The organism is Aequorivita sp. 609, assembly GCF_014212065.1.
Taxonomy (GTDB): domain Bacteria; phylum Bacteroidota; class Bacteroidia; order Flavobacteriales; family Flavobacteriaceae; genus Aequorivita; species Aequorivita sinensis.
In genome coordinates this window covers 1-15,309 of sequence record NZ_JACJVM010000215.1, presented here as the reverse complement: position 1 = coordinate 15,309, position 15,309 = coordinate 1, and the positions used below count along the sequence as shown (strand labels likewise).

15 protein-coding genes are annotated in these 15,309 nt (G+C 35.4%); 11 read left to right on the top strand and 4 right to left on the bottom strand.

Annotated features, from left to right (window positions below):
- Position 1 precedes the first annotated feature (1 nt).
- The 3 genes from H4O20_RS14560 to H4O20_RS14550 form a co-directional block, all read right to left on the bottom strand.
- Complete coding sequence (locus tag H4O20_RS14560; protein ID WP_185099765.1) at positions 2-1,618, bottom strand: SulP family inorganic anion transporter; 1,617 nt, start codon at positions 1,616-1,618, stop codon at positions 2-4.
- A gap of 170 nt (positions 1,619-1,788) precedes the next feature.
- On the bottom strand, positions 1,789-2,187 hold the full coding sequence (locus H4O20_RS14555; protein WP_185099764.1) for a PUR family DNA/RNA-binding protein: 399 nt from the start codon (positions 2,185-2,187) through the stop codon (positions 1,789-1,791).
- 66 nt (positions 2,188-2,253) lie between these two features.
- Positions 2,254-4,011: an ABC transporter ATP-binding protein gene (locus tag H4O20_RS14550; protein WP_185099763.1), complete on the bottom strand. Its 1,758-nt coding sequence runs from the start codon at positions 4,009-4,011 to the stop codon at positions 2,254-2,256.
- Positions 4,012-4,132: 121 nt separating this feature from the next.
- On the opposite strand from H4O20_RS14550, the gene H4O20_RS14545 reads away from it, so the two are divergent.
- From H4O20_RS14545 to H4O20_RS14525, 5 genes are all read left to right on the top strand, one after another.
- Complete coding sequence (locus H4O20_RS14545) at positions 4,133-5,230, top strand: Glu/Leu/Phe/Val dehydrogenase (RefSeq protein WP_165150272.1); 1,098 nt, start codon at positions 4,133-4,135, stop codon at positions 5,228-5,230.
- A 104-nt stretch (positions 5,231-5,334) separates the two neighbouring features.
- Positions 5,335-6,279, top strand: coding sequence for a transcription antitermination factor NusB (gene nusB / locus H4O20_RS14540; protein ID WP_185099762.1), 945 nt, complete (start codon positions 5,335-5,337; stop codon positions 6,277-6,279).
- A gap of 54 nt (positions 6,280-6,333) precedes the next feature.
- Positions 6,334-6,804 carry a DUF1573 domain-containing protein gene (locus H4O20_RS14535; protein WP_139856017.1) on the top strand — a complete coding sequence of 157 codons (471 nt, stop codon included), beginning with the start codon at positions 6,334-6,336 and terminating at the stop codon, positions 6,802-6,804.
- 27 nt (positions 6,805-6,831) lie between these two features.
- Positions 6,832-7,122 carry a preprotein translocase subunit YajC gene (gene yajC, locus H4O20_RS14530; protein WP_139856016.1) on the top strand — a complete coding sequence of 97 codons (291 nt, stop codon included), beginning with the start codon at positions 6,832-6,834 and terminating at the stop codon, positions 7,120-7,122.
- A gap of 154 nt (positions 7,123-7,276) precedes the next feature.
- Positions 7,277-8,515: a DUF445 domain-containing protein gene (locus H4O20_RS14525; RefSeq protein WP_185099761.1), complete on the top strand. Its 1,239-nt coding sequence runs from the start codon at positions 7,277-7,279 to the stop codon at positions 8,513-8,515.
- Positions 8,516-8,841: 326 nt separating this feature from the next.
- On the opposite strand, the gene pepT is transcribed toward H4O20_RS14525, so the two are convergent.
- Positions 8,842-10,104 (bottom strand): peptidase T, encoded by a 1,263-nt coding sequence (pepT, locus tag H4O20_RS14520; protein ID WP_139856014.1) that lies wholly within the window; start codon positions 10,102-10,104, stop codon positions 8,842-8,844.
- Positions 10,105-10,190: 86 nt separating this feature from the next.
- Here pepT and H4O20_RS14515 point away from each other — a divergent pair, with 86 nt between their 5' ends.
- The 6 genes from H4O20_RS14515 to H4O20_RS14490 all read left to right on the top strand — a co-directional run bounded on the left by H4O20_RS14515 (position 10,191) and on the right by H4O20_RS14490 (position 15,095).
- Complete coding sequence (locus H4O20_RS14515; RefSeq protein WP_185099760.1) at positions 10,191-11,225, top strand: quinone-dependent dihydroorotate dehydrogenase; 1,035 nt, start codon at positions 10,191-10,193, stop codon at positions 11,223-11,225.
- 121 nt (positions 11,226-11,346) lie between these two features.
- Positions 11,347-11,961, top strand: a complete 615-nt coding sequence (locus H4O20_RS14510) for a LysE family translocator (RefSeq protein WP_185099759.1) — start codon at positions 11,347-11,349, stop codon at positions 11,959-11,961.
- A 26-nt stretch (positions 11,962-11,987) separates the two neighbouring features.
- On the top strand, positions 11,988-12,227 hold the full coding sequence (locus H4O20_RS14505) for a hypothetical protein (RefSeq protein ID WP_185099758.1): 240 nt from the start codon (positions 11,988-11,990) through the stop codon (positions 12,225-12,227).
- 403 nt (positions 12,228-12,630) lie between these two features.
- Positions 12,631-13,056 carry a hypothetical protein gene (locus H4O20_RS14500; protein WP_185099757.1) on the top strand — a complete coding sequence of 142 codons (426 nt, stop codon included), beginning with the start codon at positions 12,631-12,633 and terminating at the stop codon, positions 13,054-13,056.
- Positions 13,057-13,361: 305 nt separating this feature from the next.
- Positions 13,362-14,639 (top strand): RHS repeat protein, encoded by a 1,278-nt coding sequence (locus H4O20_RS14495; RefSeq protein ID WP_260402701.1) that lies wholly within the window; start codon positions 13,362-13,364, stop codon positions 14,637-14,639.
- Positions 14,640-14,687: 48 nt separating this feature from the next.
- A complete protein-coding gene (locus H4O20_RS14490; RefSeq protein WP_185099756.1) occupies positions 14,688-15,095 on the top strand; it encodes a hypothetical protein in 408 nt (135 codons plus the stop codon).
- Positions 15,096-15,309: the final 214 nt, after the last annotated feature.

The window sequence follows — 15,309 nt, the reverse complement described above, 5'->3', positions numbered from 1 at the left end:
ATTAAGCTTCGGCATCTAAAGTATCGGTAACTACATAATAGCGCGGATCCTCAACAGAACTTTCTATAATTGTTTCGAATTCTGGATTCCACTTAAGTAGTAACGCTTTGCAATCTGGGCTAAGGTGCGTTAGTTTAATTTGCTTTCCGTTATCAAGGTATTTATTAGCAATATTACGAACAGCTTCAACACCAGAATGATCTGATATTTTAGATTCTATAAAATCTATTTCCACCGAATCTGGATCGCTTGAAACATCAAACTTACTGTTAAATGCTGTAGTCGACCCGAAGAACAAAGGTCCCCAGATTTCATAAACTTTGGTTCCGTCTTCTTTAATTCTCTTTCTAGCTCTAATTCTTGTAGCACTTTTCCAAGCAAAAACTAAGGCGCTCATAACAACCCCTATAAACACTGCTATTGCAAGATCTAACCATACTGTTACTGCTGATACTGTAATAAGCACTATAGCATCCGAAACAGGAATTTTATGCAGAATTCTGAAACTACTCCAAGCAAAAGTTCCAATTACTACCATAAACATAACTCCAACTAATGCAGCAATAGGAATTTGTTCAATAAGTGGAGCACCAAATAGCACAAAACACAGTAAAGCTATTGCGGCTGTAGCTCCGGAAAGTCTTCCGCGTCCACCAGAACTTACGTTAATGATAGATTGCCCAATCATTGCACAGCCACCCATTCCACCAAAAAGACCGTTAAGAATATTAGCTCCACCTTGAGCTACACATTCTCTGTTTCCACTACCACGAGTTTCGGTCATTTCATCTATAAGGTTCAATGTCATTAACGATTCAATTAAACCTACAGCAGCCAATATAAAAGCAGTAGAAAATATCAATCCCCAATGTCCGTCTAAAGTTTCAATAAATCCAAAAATCTGAGTTTGGAACATCGGCAATGAACCTTTTAAACCAGATCCGCCACCATCGCGAATAAACGAGCCAACAGTACTCACATCTAGACCTCCGAATATTGTAATTGCTGCAACTACTATTATTGCAATAAGAGCAGCTGGAAGTTTTTTGGTGATTTTCGGTAAACCGAACATAATACCCATGGTCAATCCAACTAGCGCTAGCATTACCCATAGGTCCAAACCGGAAATCCATTGAGGTACTGTTCCGCGAGTTTCTTTAAATAGACCTAGTTGAGAAAGAAAAATTACAATTGCTAAACCATTAACAAATCCCATCATTACAGGGTGGGGGATAAGTCGTACAAATTTCCCTAACTTAAAAACACCAGCCATTATTTGAATAGCTCCTACAAATAATAGCGTTATAAAAAGCCATTGAAGTCCAAGGTTCTGAACGGGTTCGGCTAATGTAAGTCCAACCTCATTTCCTTTTTGGATTAGGTGTACCATAACAACCGCCATAGCACCGGTTGCCCCTGAAATCATACCAGGACGGCCACCAAAAAGAGCTGTTACAAGTCCCATTATAAAAGCACCATAAAGTCCCACTAAAGGATCTACACCAGCTACAAATGAAAAAGCTACCGCTTCTGGCACCAATGCAAGAGCAACAGTAAGTCCTGATAGAATATCGTTTTTTGGATTCTGAGTGAAGTTTTGAAGTGTTTTTGCGAGCATAATGTTTTTTATAAAGGGCGGCAAAGATACCCTTTTTGAAATAAAATTAAAGGATGGAGTGTTTCAATGTATTTTAAGTTGTAAATCTATTTAAAACATTGATTTTTAAGAAATAAAAAAACCGGCTACGAAATTATTCGTGCCGGTTTTACATTTTTGTTTTTCAACTACTAAATATCGTCGAAACTGATGTCTGTAAAAGTACTTGTATCAGTACTAGCAGTTTGTTCAACTGTTTCTTCAACAGGATTAGACTTGTTGTCTGTTTCCTTTTTGTAATCTTTTTGATGACGTTCGCTTATAACTTCTTCGCCTTTCTCATCTATAATGTAATTTATCATTTCTTCAAGAGTGTCTTTAAACTCAGTAAAGTCTTCTTTGTATAGATAAATTTTGTGTTTTTTGTAGTGGAAAGACCCATCATCGTTTGTAAATTTCTTACTCTCGGTAATAGTAAGGTAAAAATCTCCTGCTTTTGTAGACCTTACATCAAAAAAGTAGGTGCGTCTTCCTGCACGCATTACTTTTGAAAAAATTTCTTCTTGCTCCATCGTATAGTGCTCACTCATAATTTCTATTATTTTTTACTAGGTGTCGCCAAAAATCTAAAAAAAAACCAAACCAGCCAAAGTAAATTACATTTCTTTTTCTAAAAGCTGTTTTGAATACAGTTCCTTATAATAACCCTCGATGTTAACTAACTCCTCGTGGGACCCTTTTTGGATAATTTTTCCTTCATCTAAAACAATAATCTTATTTGCATTTTTAACTGAAGAAATTCTATGGCTTACATTGATAGTGGTTTTATCTTTAGAAATCTTAAATAGGTTTTGAAGAATCTCTTCTTCAGTTTCTGTATCTACAGCCGAAAGACAATCGTCAAATAATAAGATTTGTGGATCTTTAATAATTGCTCTTGCAATAGAAACTCTTTGCTTTTGTCCACCACTCAATGTAAGCCCACGTTCTCCTAAAATAGTTTCATATCCTTTTTTGAATCCAATAATGTTTTTGTGAACCGCAGCGTTTTTGGCAGCATTAACAACTTCTTCTTCAGTTGCTTCTTCCTTACCAAAACGAATGTTGTTTTTTATCGAATCGCTAAACAAAAATGCATCTTGTGGTACATACCCAATGCTGTTGCGTAAATTATCGAGGTTGAGGTTTCTGATCGAAGTTTGGTCAATGTTAAGCATTCCTTCTTCAACATCATATAATCTTCCTATCAACTCTAGAATGGTTGATTTTCCAGATCCTGTATTTCCTACAATTGCAAGAGTTTCTCCAGGTTTTACAGAGAAAGATACATTTTTTAAGGCTGTAATTCCTGTATCGGGATAAGTGAATGTTAAATTATTGAATTCTATATCTCCATCAATAGGTGTACTTTCAGTAACAAGGTTTTTAATGGCAGGTTCTGTTTTTAGAAACTCATTTATACGTTCCTGTGAAGCTTCAGCTCTTTGCACCATAGAAGTCACCCAGCCCACAACTGCTACAGGCCAGGTAAGCATATTTACATAAATTAAAAACTCGACTATAGTTCCAAATTCGGTAATTTGACCGTTAATATATCTACTTCCCCCAATGTAAATAACTAGAATATTACTTACGCCAATAAGTAACATCATTAAGGGAAAAAATAGGGCTTGTACCTTTGCAAGGTCTATGTTTTTTACTTTACTCCCTTCGGCTAACTCTTCAAAATTAGCATTAATGCTTTCCTCGGTTCCGTAGGCTTTAATAACGGCAATTCCACTAAAACTCTCTTGAGTAAAAGTTGTTAGTTTCGATAAATATTGTTGAACTATAGTACTGCGTTGATTGATAATCACACTTAGTTTATAAATAGCAATCGATAGAATTGGGAGTGGAGCAATAGCATACCAAGTTAGAATAGGTGCGGTGTAAAACATATAACTTATTACTACAATAAAAAGTGTAATTGTAGTAATGCTATACATAAGCGCGGGCCCAACATACATTCTTACTTTAGAAACATCTTCACTTATTCTGTTCATTAAATCGCCAGTTCGATTTTGTTTGTAAAAGCCTAAAGAAAGTTTTTCGTAATGTTGAAAAATCTCGTTTTTTAAGTCGTATTCAACATATCTAGAAACCACAATAAATGTTTGTCTCATCATAAATGTGAAAAACGCAGAAAGCAATGCAGCGCCTAGTAAAAGTAAAATATTGATTAGAAGCTCGTGTTTAACATAAGCTAAATCGGTTACTTCTCCATTTAAGTATTGTTTTACGACAGTTACAGAATCTCCCACTTTCATAGGAACGGCTAGTTTAAATACCGTTGCAACTATGGTAATAAACACTCCCAACAGAAGTCGCCACCTGTATTTTAAAAAGTATTTGTTTAGATATTTTAATTCTTTCATTAGAAATAAATTGAATGTTTTTTTAAAGTTCTTAAATTAACACCCTTTGCTTTGTGGAATTAACAAGTAAAAGTTACTTTTGCACTGCCTTTTTAAAGGATAAACAAAAATTAAAATAGTTATGAAAACTGAGGTAATCAATACAAACGAACTACATAAAATAGACCCTGTATTTGGGCAAATGTCTTTTGATGATCACGAGCAAATCGTTTTTTGCAACGACAAAGATACTGGATTGAAAGCAATAATTGGTATCCACAACACTGTTTTAGGACCAGCTTTAGGTGGTACTAGAATGTGGAACTATGCAAATGAGTGGGAAGCATTGAATGACGTATTGCGTCTTTCTCGTGGTATGACTTATAAAAGTGCAATTACAGGTTTAAATCTTGGTGGAGGTAAAGCAGTTTTAATTGGTGATGCTAAAACTCAAAAAACGCCAGAATACATGTTGAAGTTCGGTGAGTTTGTACATTCATTAAGCGGAAAATATATTACTGCAGAAGATGTAGGAATGACAACTGCTGATATGGATTTAGTACGCACAGTTACACCTCACGTAACTGGTGTTTCTGAAGCAAACGGGGGGTCAGGAAACCCTTCTCCAATTACAGCTTACGGTGTTTTTATGGGACTAAAAGCTGCCACTAACTATAAATTTGGTTCAGATAATTTAGATGGGAAAGTAGTTTACGTTCAAGGAATTGGTAACGTTGGTGAAAACCTTGTTAAGCATTTAAGCGAAGAAGGTGCTAAAGTTTATATTTCAGATATCAACCAAGAGCGCTTAGAAGAAGTTCGCGATAAATACAATGTGAACATTTACACAGGTAGCAATCTGTATGCAGAAGAAATGGATATTTATGCTCCTTGTGCATTAGGTGCTACAATTAACGATCAAACTATTAGCCAGTTCAACACAAAGATTATTGCTGGTGCGGCTAACAACCAACTTGCCGATGAGCAAAAGCACGGTAAAATGTTACGTGAAAGAGGTATAGTTTATGCTCCAGACTTCTTAATTAACGCTGGAGGGATTATAAATGTATATGCTGAACTTGAGAATTATGGCCGTAAGGAGATAATGAGCAAGACAGAAAACATTTACAATACTACTCTTGAGATCTTGAAAACAGCTGAAAGTGATAAAATTACAACACATCAAGCAGCATTCAATATTGCACAAGCTAGAATAGACGCAAGAAAAAACGAAAAATAGTACAAACCTTTTTAGTACTACAACACCACTATTTCTTATATTTGCAGCGCACAAGATGTTCTTGTGCGTTGCTATTTTAAAAACAAGTTCTTTTAAAAAATAATATGCTTACTAGAAGACATATCCGAGTAAAAGTTTTGCAGACTGTTTATGCTTACAATCACAGTGTAAACCCGAACATCGATGTACAAGAAAAGTTTCTTCATCACAGTATTGGTCAAATGCAAGATTTGTATTTACTAATGTTAGAGTTGTTAGTTGCGGTAAAAGATCAGGCAGAAGATTTTCTCGCTAAGTCACAAAATAAATATCTTGCTACCGATTCTGAAAAAAATCCTAGTCGTACTTTTGTAGATAACAAAGTATTAGATATTATAGCCAACAATGCCGTATTTTCTGAAATAATTGATAAGAAAAAACTTAACTATTGGGCGTTAGACAACGAATATGTAAGTATTGTTTTTAAAGAACTACGCGAAAAAGATTGGTATCAAACTTATTTAGATAGAAAAGATACTACTCTTAAAGAGGATAAAGCTTTCATTGCGAAGTTCTACAAAGAAGTGATTGCTCCTAACGACAAGCTTTACGATTACTTAGAAGATAAACGTCTTACTTGGATAGACGACTTTCCAATTGTAAATACTGCCATCGTTAAAATGTTAGGGAAAATTTCAGAAAAGAATGCTTCTGATCTTTTAGTTCCTGATACATACAAAAATGATGAGGACCGTGAGTATGCGCTTCAACTTTTTAGAAAAGTAATTTTAAATGAAGAGAAGCTAAATCTTCAAATTGAAGGAAAAACTCCAAATTGGGATCAAGATCGAATTGCCGATATTGATTTGATTATCTTAAAAATGGCTATTGCTGAATTTTTATATTTCCCATCAATTCCTGTTCGTGCAACAATAAACGAATACTTAGAGGTTTCAAAAGAATACTCTACCCCAAAAAGTAGCATTTTCGTAAACGGTATCTTAGATAAATTGGTAAAAGAGTTTACCGAAAATGGGGATCTTAATAAAATGGGAAGAGGGCTTCAATAAGAGTAAAATATTGTTTATTTTTGCCCTGCTAAAAACATAAAAAATTAAAAAAAAATGAAAAAATCAGTTTTATTTGTAGCTATACTTTCTGTTTTTGCGTTTTCTTCTTGTAAAGATAATGCAGCAGATAAGGTAAACGAAGAAAATGTAGCAGCAGCAGAAGCACGTGATGCAGAATCTGGAAAATTTCCAGTAATGACTTTTGAAGAAGGTCAGTACGACTTCGGAACTATCGAGCAAAATACACCTGTTGAGCACGTATTTAAGTTTAAAAACACTGGAGATGCTCCATTAATGATAGTTAACGCCAAAAGTAGCTGTGGATGTACTGTTCCAGAATATACAAAGGAACCAGTTGCTCCAGGAGAATCTGGAGAACTTTTAGTTAAATTCAACGGTGCTGGTCAAAACCAAGTTAGCAAGACTGTAACTATTACTACAAATACTAAAGCAGGAGTAGAAACCTTAACTATTAAGGCTTTCGTTACCCCTAAAGGTGGAGCAAAACAGCTACCAACCTCATAATTTACTTACTGGAATTTAAAAATTACTATGGAACAAATACAAGGTTTTTTACCTATAATATTATTGTTTTTGGTGATGTATCTTTTCTTGATACGCCCACAAATGAAAAAAGCCAAACAAGAAAAGCAGTTCGCTGCTCAGCTTAAAAAAGGCGATAGAGTTATTACAACAGGAGGATTGCACGGTAAAATATTAGAACTGTCTGATGATGGAACTTGTGTTATTGAAAGCCTTGCTGGAAAAATGAAGTTTGAAAGATCTGCCATTTCTATGGAAAGAACAGCAAAACTAAACGCACCTGTTAAAGAAAAGAAATAGAAAATTGTTCCTTTTTGAATTAAAAACTCCCTCTCTATTTTATATAGTTGAGGGAGTTTTTTATTTTAGAGAATTCTTGTGAGGCTAAACGCTCTTCAGAATATCTAATTTGCTAGTTATAAATATTATCTCCTAATTTATCGTCGTATATACTATGTCCGACATTAAGAAGAATCAATTGCGAAAACACAAAAGATTGGCGACTGGCCTATTCTTTTTTATGGCGATTGTATATGGATTAATGGTTTACCTTCAACATCAAGGTAGTGAAGCTTGGATGGGGTATGTAGAAGCGTTTTCGGAGGCTGGGATGGTTGGAGCGCTGGCTGATTGGTTTGCTGTAACGGCTATTTTTAAACATCCTCTTGGAATTCCTATACCTCACACAAATTTGATAGAGCGAAAAAAAGACGATCTTGGACAAAATTTAGGGAAGTTTGTAAAAGACAACTTCTTAAATCCCGAAAATATAAGGCCGTATATAGAAAAATTAAATGTTGTAAAATGGATCTCGGAATGGCTCAATAAGCCCGCTAGTCAAAAAATTCTGGAGAAAGAAATTATTAATCTTACTAAAAAAATCATTTCAGACCTTCAGGATAAGGAAGTAGAACAATTTCTAGCAAACAAAGGGACGGAGATTTTACGTGAAATTGATTTTCAGAAAATTTCATCATCAGGTATTAAATACTTTATTGATAAAAATGAACATATCACCTTATTAGAAATTCTACTACCTGAAATTAAAGAGTACATCAATGAAAGCCAAGAGATGATACTTCACCGATTATCTGAAAACAGACCATTTATCGCTTTTTTGGCTGGTAGGAAAATTTCAAATGAAGTAGTTGAAGGTTTGATAAAATTTATTGATGAAATAGAATCGGATAAGGAGCATTTTGTTCGGAAAAAACTTACGAAAAATTTACAAGGATTCTCTGAAGATATTCTTGTTTCTGAGCAATGGAAGGAGAAATTTGAGAAGTTGAAACAAGAGGTATTAACGGAGCAAAACTTAAGATCTTACACCGATGATGCGTGGCAATCTATTAAAGGTCTTTTATTGCAAAACCTAGAAAATCCTAACTCACAATTACAAGGTTATCTACAAAGTAATATTCAAAAGTTATCGCATAGCCTTTCAGACGATCAAGACATTAGCAATAGGATAAATAGTTGGGTTCGTCATTTTTTATATAGAATGACATTAAAAAACAGCGATGAAGTAGAAGCGCTTATAAGTAGCACTGTTGCTGGTTGGAAAGGGAAAGAACTCAGTGAGAAACTAGAGTTGGAAGTGGGAAAAGATCTTCAGTTTATCCGTATAAACGGTACTTTGGTAGGTGGCTTTGTAGGATTGCTAATTTATACACTTACTCATTTGTTTATTTAACACTAAAATTCGGTTGTGTGTTTTTTTAGACGTAAGACGTAAGACCGCTGCGCTGAAGGATGTAAGACATAGGACTAAAGACCGCTACGCTGTAGGACTTAAGACGTATGACTTGATATTTGACAACTTTATATATATGTTAAATGGACTGATCAGGTTTTTAAAATTAACTTTAGTTGGTGAAATTAATATTAAGCCGTTAATTAATAAAAGTATACTCCAATTGTGTAATTATAAGGGAGTGATTAAATTCTGATTTGTACAATAATAAAAGCACCAAATTCCATAAGACTATCTTTGGAATTTGGTGCTTATTTTTTCAGCGTTTATTTTGCTTCTGTCTTAAATTTAGTAAGGTCTTCAGCTGTAATTTTTGCAATGTTTACAATTACTTCTACCGCTTTAATCATGCTCTCAACAGGTACGTACTCGTATCTACCGTGGAAGTTATGACCACCAGCAAAAATATTTGGACAAGGAAGTCCCATAAAGCTTAATTGCGAGCCATCTGTTCCACCTCTAATAGGTTTTATTAAAGGTTTGATGTTTGCTTGCAGCATAGCTTCTTCAGCTATATTTACAATATGCATTACAGGCTCCACCTTTTCACGCATATTAAAATATTGGTCTTTTATTTCAACCGATACAGCTTCTGTTTCAAATTGTTCATTTAAATCATCAGCAAGTTTTTGAATCATTTCTTTTCGAGCTTCAAAATGCCCTCTGTCGTGATCGCGGATAATATATTGAAGTTGCGTTTCGTCTACACTTCCTTTTATATTGTGTAAGTGAAAGAACCCTTCACGACCTTCTGTGTGTTCTGGTGTTTCAAGTCTTGGTAAGGAATTAATAAAGTCTGTAGCAATGTACATACTGTTTACCATTTTCCCTTTCGCATACCCTGGGTGTACAATTTTTCCTTTAATTGTAACTACGGCACCGGCTGCGTTAAAGTTTTCGTATTCTAATTCACCCACTTGACTTCCGTCCATAGTATAGGCCCATTCAGCACCAAATTTTTCTACGTCGAATTTATGTGCGCCACGACCAATTTCTTCATCGGGGGTGAAACCTACACGAATTTTTCCGTGTTTTATTTCAGGGTGATTAATTAGATATTCCATAGCCGAAACAATCTCGGTAATTCCAGCTTTATCATCGGCACCCAAAAGTGTTGTTCCGTCAGTAGTGATAAGGGTCTGACCTTTGTACAACAATAAGTCTTCGAAATAATCCGGAGAAAGAACGATATCTTGTTCTTCATTCAGAACAATGTCTTTCCCATCATAATTTTCAATTATCTGAGGTTTAACGTTGGCACCTGTGAAGTCAGGGGAAGTATCAAAATGCGATACAAAACCAATTACCGGAACATCATGTGGAACATTTGATGGCAAAGTAGCCATAATGTAAGCGTTTTCGTCGATGCTTACGTCTTCCATTCCTATTTCTTTTAGCTCCTCAGCTAGTTTATTTGCTAAATCCCATTGCTTTTCGGTACTCGGAGTTGTGTCGCTATTTGGGTCACTTTCGGTGTCAATAGTTACATAACTTTTAAAGCGGTCAATAATGTGTTGTTTTTCAATCATGTCTTTTTCATTTACAATACAAAATAAAGCATATTCAAAATAACAAATACATAGTTTAGTGTATTTTTGTACCACATTTTGCAATTATGTATAAAACTATCATCCGTCCCATATTTTTCAGCTTCGATCCTGAGAAAATTCATCATTTTACATTTTCATTACTTCAATTCTGCCATAAACTTGGTTTAGGAGGTATTTTCCGAAGTATTTATAAAGTTGAAGATAAAAAACTTGAACGCGAGCTTTTTGGTTTAAAATTTCCAAACCCCGTAGGTCTTGCAGCAGGTTTTGATAAAGATGCAAAACTTTATAAAGAATTGTCGAATCTCGGTTTTGGATTTATCGAAATTGGAACCGTTACGCCAAAACCTCAAGCCGGAAATGAGAAACCTCGTTTATTCCGATTAAAGGAAGATTCAGCTGTTATTAACCGAATGGGGTTTAATAATGGGGGAGTAGCAGAAGCCGTAGAAAGGTTAAAGCAAAACCCTGCACTTGGAGATAAAAGAAGGGTTTTAATAGGTGGGAATATTGGTAAAAATAAAGTTACGCCAAATGAAGAAGCGGTTAATGATTATATCATTTGTTTCGATTCATTGTTCAACTATGTAGATTACTTTGTTGTAAATGTAAGTTCGCCAAACACACCAAACCTTCGTGCGTTACAAGAAAAGAAACCTTTAACCGACTTGTTGCAAACGCTTCAAGACAGAAATAATAAAAAAGAAAAGCGTAAGCCAATTCTTTTAAAGATCGCTCCAGACTTAACAGATGAACAGCTAACCGATATTATTGACATTGTAAATACTACCAAAATTGATGGTGTAATTGCTACAAATACTACTATTTCACGAAATGGACTTACTTCAGAGAATCAAATCGAAATGGGAGGATTAAGTGGAAAACCTCTTAATACGCGTGCCACAGAAGTAATCCGTTATCTTTCAGAAAAAAGTAATAAATCATTTCCAATAATTGGAGTAGGCGGAATTCATTCAGCTGAAGATGCGCTCGAAAAGCTTGAAGCTGGAGCGAGTTTGGTTCAGCTGTACACAGGGTTTATTTATGAAGGACCGGGTTTAATAAAACGAATAAATAAAGCCATTCTTAAAAGGACTTAAGACAATAAGACATAAGACGTAAGACAAATTATTTAGCGTTTTCAATTATCAGCAATCAATATTAAAAAGTGTATTAGAGCAAATCCTAGGTCGTATATCTTATAGTACTAAGTCATTTTTTATGATTGAAACCATAATTTCTTTTACCATTGCAACTTTGGCACTTGCACTTTCTCCGGGGCCAGACAATATTTATGTCCTTACACAATCGTTAGTAAATGGCACTAAAAGTGGAATAGCCACAACAGCTGGTTTAATTAGTGGTTGTATTGTGCATACCACCTTATTGGCTTTTGGAGTTTCTGCAATAATAACAACTTCCGAAGAAGTTTTCTACGCCATTAAAATTTTGGGAGCTTGCTACCTGCTTTATTTAGCGTATTCGGTTTTTAAAAGTGGTACAGAAATTACCTTTACCAATAATGCTCCAAAAAAAACGTATTGGCAGCTCTTTAAAACGGGGGTGATAATGAACTTGTTAAACCCTAAAGTAATGATTTTCTTTTTGGCGTTTTTCCCTGGTTTTCTTTGGGATAAAGATGGCAATACGGTTTACCAGTTTTATGTGTTAGGAATTACTTTTATGATAATTTCTTTTTTTGTTTTCAGCTTAATAGCGCTTTTAGCAGGACGAATATCTAATTTGCTAATGAAGTGGAAACGCATAAATACTGTTTTAAAGTGGTTGCAGATAGTGGTGTTTGTGGGAATAGCTGTTTTTATTTTGCTGCCGTAACTATTTATTTTTAATTGTGATTAATTATGAAAAAAGCTGACGATAAAGAAGGTATGGAATGGCAAAATGAATCAGACGCAGAATTAAATTCTTCTGAATGGTTTGGTGCTATAATTCGGTATTTTTTTCATTTGGGCAAGAAAAAATTCAACACTTTTTACAATGAGCGCGAGTTGAAGAAAAACGCTTTGGTTGGTTATGCATTTAAAATTGTCTTATTAATTGGGTTGGTTGCCATAGTTTACTTATTTGCTTACAATTCATGAAATCTGTAGATCGAAAACTCCGCTCCTGCATTTTTGAAGTCACGTGAGCTTCATGTGGTTTCCCCGCTCCCGCATTCCCGAAGCTTCGAGAACATAGCGTGGTTTTCCACAGTCTTAAAATTTCATCTCGAAGCTAGGTACCGTTTCTTTCTGGAAAGCAAAAAATAGAGATTTTATAGTTTTGCAGTATTTTGGTTGAGAAATTTTGATTTTTATTGAAATGTAGAGAACCATAAAAAAGGATTGACTCCGTCGAATTTTATTTCGTGCGGTAGCGTGGATAGGAGTCGTGCTGTAGCGGGTGAATAGGATAGTTTAATTAAAATTGTGCGAGGTACGCGATGCAATCGCGAACCAGCGGGGTTATGAACAAAGTTATTGGAGTTTTTAAAATTTAATTAATATGAAGTATTTTCTTTTACTTTTAGGTTTTTTTATTTTTAATTCTTGTGATACAAATTTTTGCAATAATTCTTCTAAAATAAATGTTCCCAAAAAACTTTCTGAAATTAAAATTTATAAAAACAAGGACTATTGTACCTGCCTAAATGAAGCTCTTGAAGGTAATGGCGAATCTATAAACGAATTTTCGAAATTTATAGTAGCAAAAGATTTAGCTAATCAGCACGGCATTGTACTAACAAAGTTAATTGAAACAATTGGTGATGAGAGCTATACAAGCTATCTCATAAATTTTAATGATAGAAATAAGTTGTCTTTAATGACTTATGTGTCAATGGGCTTATATGAAATTAAATTTTCTCCCTTTCAAAGTGAAAAGCTTGAAGATAATTTTCCAAAGTTAAGAAGATTTTTAATTGATGAATAGCTTATGCAATCCCCCACTCCCTCGCGATTGCATCGCGTGGTCTCCCAAGCTTTAATGTAGTGACAGTACTAGCTTTTTCTTGTCTCGATTTTATTTTCAGCCTTTATTTTCCTGATATTTAGAAAAAATAATATCTTTAGAATAAGAGCCGAAAGTATAAACCTGCCTGCCAAAATAACTTTTGATTCTAGAAACAAAATTGAGTATTTTTATGCCTGCCTGCCATTTTAGGCAAGATGCCACAGGCATAAAATTACGTAAAAAGGAAAGTTATTGAGAGCTTAGTGACAAAAACAACAAATTATATGGATACTTCGACTTTGCTCAGCACAAGTGGGTTTCAATACAAAAACACAGCATTAGACTTCTTTCCTACTGCCGAAGGGTATGTAAAAGTGTTAGCGTTTGGGGGTGGCACAAGTTATAATTATGTTTTTAACTATACCGACCACTCTTGCCTCCGACGAGGGCTCATCACCGACGAGGGAGGCACGACCGAGAGGGTGATGGCAGGCCGAGAGGAAGGCATAAATATTCGTGCTAAATACACTCAAGACCCCAATGATGGTATGGTAACCTTAATTGAAGAAAACCAATACTATCCCTCCTGCCTCCGACGAGGGAGGCCCGACCGAGAGGAAGGCATAAAACACCTAAGCTACAACCCTGACCATAGTGTTTTTGAAGTTGGAGTGGGAGGCAATGTTATTATTACCCCTGTTACTCCGCTTTTGGGAGATAGTTATACTTATAAGTTTGGCGGGAAGGAGTACCAAGAGGAGTTCGACATCAACACCTACGACTTCGGTGCACGTAATTACGACCCAGCTTTAGGCAGGTGGATGAATGTTGACCCGTTGGCGGATCATCCTAGTCAAATAAATAGATCTCCATATATATATGCTTGGAATACTCCTACTTATTTTGCAGACCCTGACGGAAAATTTGTTCAAGTAGTTTGGGGCGCAGTTATTGGTGCATCTGTAGAATATACTGCCCAAGTTATTACAAATGGAATAAAAGGCAAAGGATTAGTCGATTCTTTGGTTGATGTGGATTTAGGTTCAATAGCAGTGGCCACTATAACTGGTGCTGCCACTGGAGGTTTGTCAAGTTTAAAAGTCATAGGAGCTACAGCAAGAGTTTATAAGGCTGTTGCCGCATCTTCTGTCATAGCTGCTGGCAGCACAGTTAATCAATTTCGAAAAAACGGACATAAACCGGTAAATCCAACACCTGTTATGGCGGATGTTTTTACAGGTAGATTGCCAAATAGCGGTAATAAATGGTTTGATTTTATTTTTCAAGTAGAAACAAAAGTGATTCTTGAGAATGTTTCGCCTCTTGATATATCCCCAAGACCTGAGCCAGAACCGAATCCATTGCCACAGCCTGAGCCAGAACCGAATCCATTGCCACAGCCTGAGCCAGAACCGAATCCAACGCCTAATCCTGAGCCAGCACCGCGTCCGGCCCCTAACCCTGAGCCGACACCAAGTCCAGCTCCTGAGCCCGCGCCGAGTCCTGCACCAAATCCTGAACCTTTACCAGTAATTCCAAGGCCTGCTCCTATAAAATTTTAAATTAAATAACTATCCAAATAATAAAATAATCCTATAGTTTTTATTCTGATGACGAAATATAAGAACAAAAATAAAATACTGATAGGATTAAGTGTGTTGATATTGCTAATCTCATTTATAGGTTTCTGGAAAACAAATGAGAAAAGAAAGATAGATTCAGAAGGTTTTGAAGTAGTTGCAGAAGTTGTTTACTGTCCTGAAAATTGTACGACCATAAATTATAGATTAAGACATTGTAAGCTAAAATATAATAACAAGATCTTTGTAAAAGATATTGATTTGGAACTGTGTCAATTAATTTCAGGAAAGGAGGAAATTAAAATGTTGACCAATAAAACAAGATCGCGTTTATTGTTTGAGGGAGAATATGAATCAGGCGATTTTTTGTTTAGTATTCTATTGGTATTTGTGGCCTTTTTTGGATTGAGACAGGGTTTTAAAGGTCTTAAAGATTAGATTTATAGTGGTAAAGTTTAGATTTGAAATTGGAACTTTATAAGAAGCCCCCGCTCCCGCACGATTGCATCTCAAATCCGCAACTCTCCAAAAGAACTTGTGGCTTTCTCCTCTTAAAACTGCTAGAGATGTAGATTTGTAGTTTTAGATGAGTTTTCGGCTCTATTCAAAGCATATCTCCCCCATTACAAGTTTTTTCTGCTCGGTACGAAGC

What these genes read in the sequence shown, in the direction of transcription:
- H4O20_RS14560 (WP_185099765.1), bottom strand. Translation starts at nt 1,618, where the DNA reads ATGCTCGCAAAAACACTTCAAAACTTCACTCAGAATCCAAAAAACGAT.
- H4O20_RS14555 (WP_185099764.1), bottom strand. Translation starts at nt 2,187, where the DNA reads ATGAGTGAGCACTATACGATGGAGCAAGAAGAAATTTTTTCAAAAGTA.
- H4O20_RS14550 (WP_185099763.1), bottom strand. Translation starts at nt 4,011, where the DNA reads ATGAAAGAATTAAAATATCTAAACAAATACTTTTTAAAATACAGGTGG.
- H4O20_RS14545 (WP_165150272.1), top strand. Translation starts at nt 4,133, where the DNA reads ATGAAAACTGAGGTAATCAATACAAACGAACTACATAAAATAGACCCT.
- nusB (WP_185099762.1), top strand. Translation starts at nt 5,335, where the DNA reads ATGCTTACTAGAAGACATATCCGAGTAAAAGTTTTGCAGACTGTTTAT.
- H4O20_RS14535 (WP_139856017.1), top strand. Translation starts at nt 6,334, where the DNA reads ATGAAAAAATCAGTTTTATTTGTAGCTATACTTTCTGTTTTTGCGTTT.
- yajC (WP_139856016.1), top strand. Translation starts at nt 6,832, where the DNA reads ATGGAACAAATACAAGGTTTTTTACCTATAATATTATTGTTTTTGGTG.
- H4O20_RS14525 (WP_185099761.1), top strand. Translation starts at nt 7,277, where the DNA reads ATGTCCGACATTAAGAAGAATCAATTGCGAAAACACAAAAGATTGGCG.
- pepT (WP_139856014.1), bottom strand. Translation starts at nt 10,104, where the DNA reads ATGATTGAAAAACAACACATTATTGACCGCTTTAAAAGTTATGTAACT.
- H4O20_RS14515 (WP_185099760.1), top strand. Translation starts at nt 10,191, where the DNA reads ATGTATAAAACTATCATCCGTCCCATATTTTTCAGCTTCGATCCTGAG.
- H4O20_RS14510 (WP_185099759.1), top strand. Translation starts at nt 11,347, where the DNA reads ATGATTGAAACCATAATTTCTTTTACCATTGCAACTTTGGCACTTGCA.
- H4O20_RS14505 (WP_185099758.1), top strand. Translation starts at nt 11,988, where the DNA reads ATGAAAAAAGCTGACGATAAAGAAGGTATGGAATGGCAAAATGAATCA.
- H4O20_RS14500 (WP_185099757.1), top strand. Translation starts at nt 12,631, where the DNA reads ATGAAGTATTTTCTTTTACTTTTAGGTTTTTTTATTTTTAATTCTTGT.
- H4O20_RS14495 (WP_260402701.1), top strand. Translation starts at nt 13,362, where the DNA reads ATGGATACTTCGACTTTGCTCAGCACAAGTGGGTTTCAATACAAAAAC.
- H4O20_RS14490 (WP_185099756.1), top strand. Translation starts at nt 14,688, where the DNA reads ATGACGAAATATAAGAACAAAAATAAAATACTGATAGGATTAAGTGTG.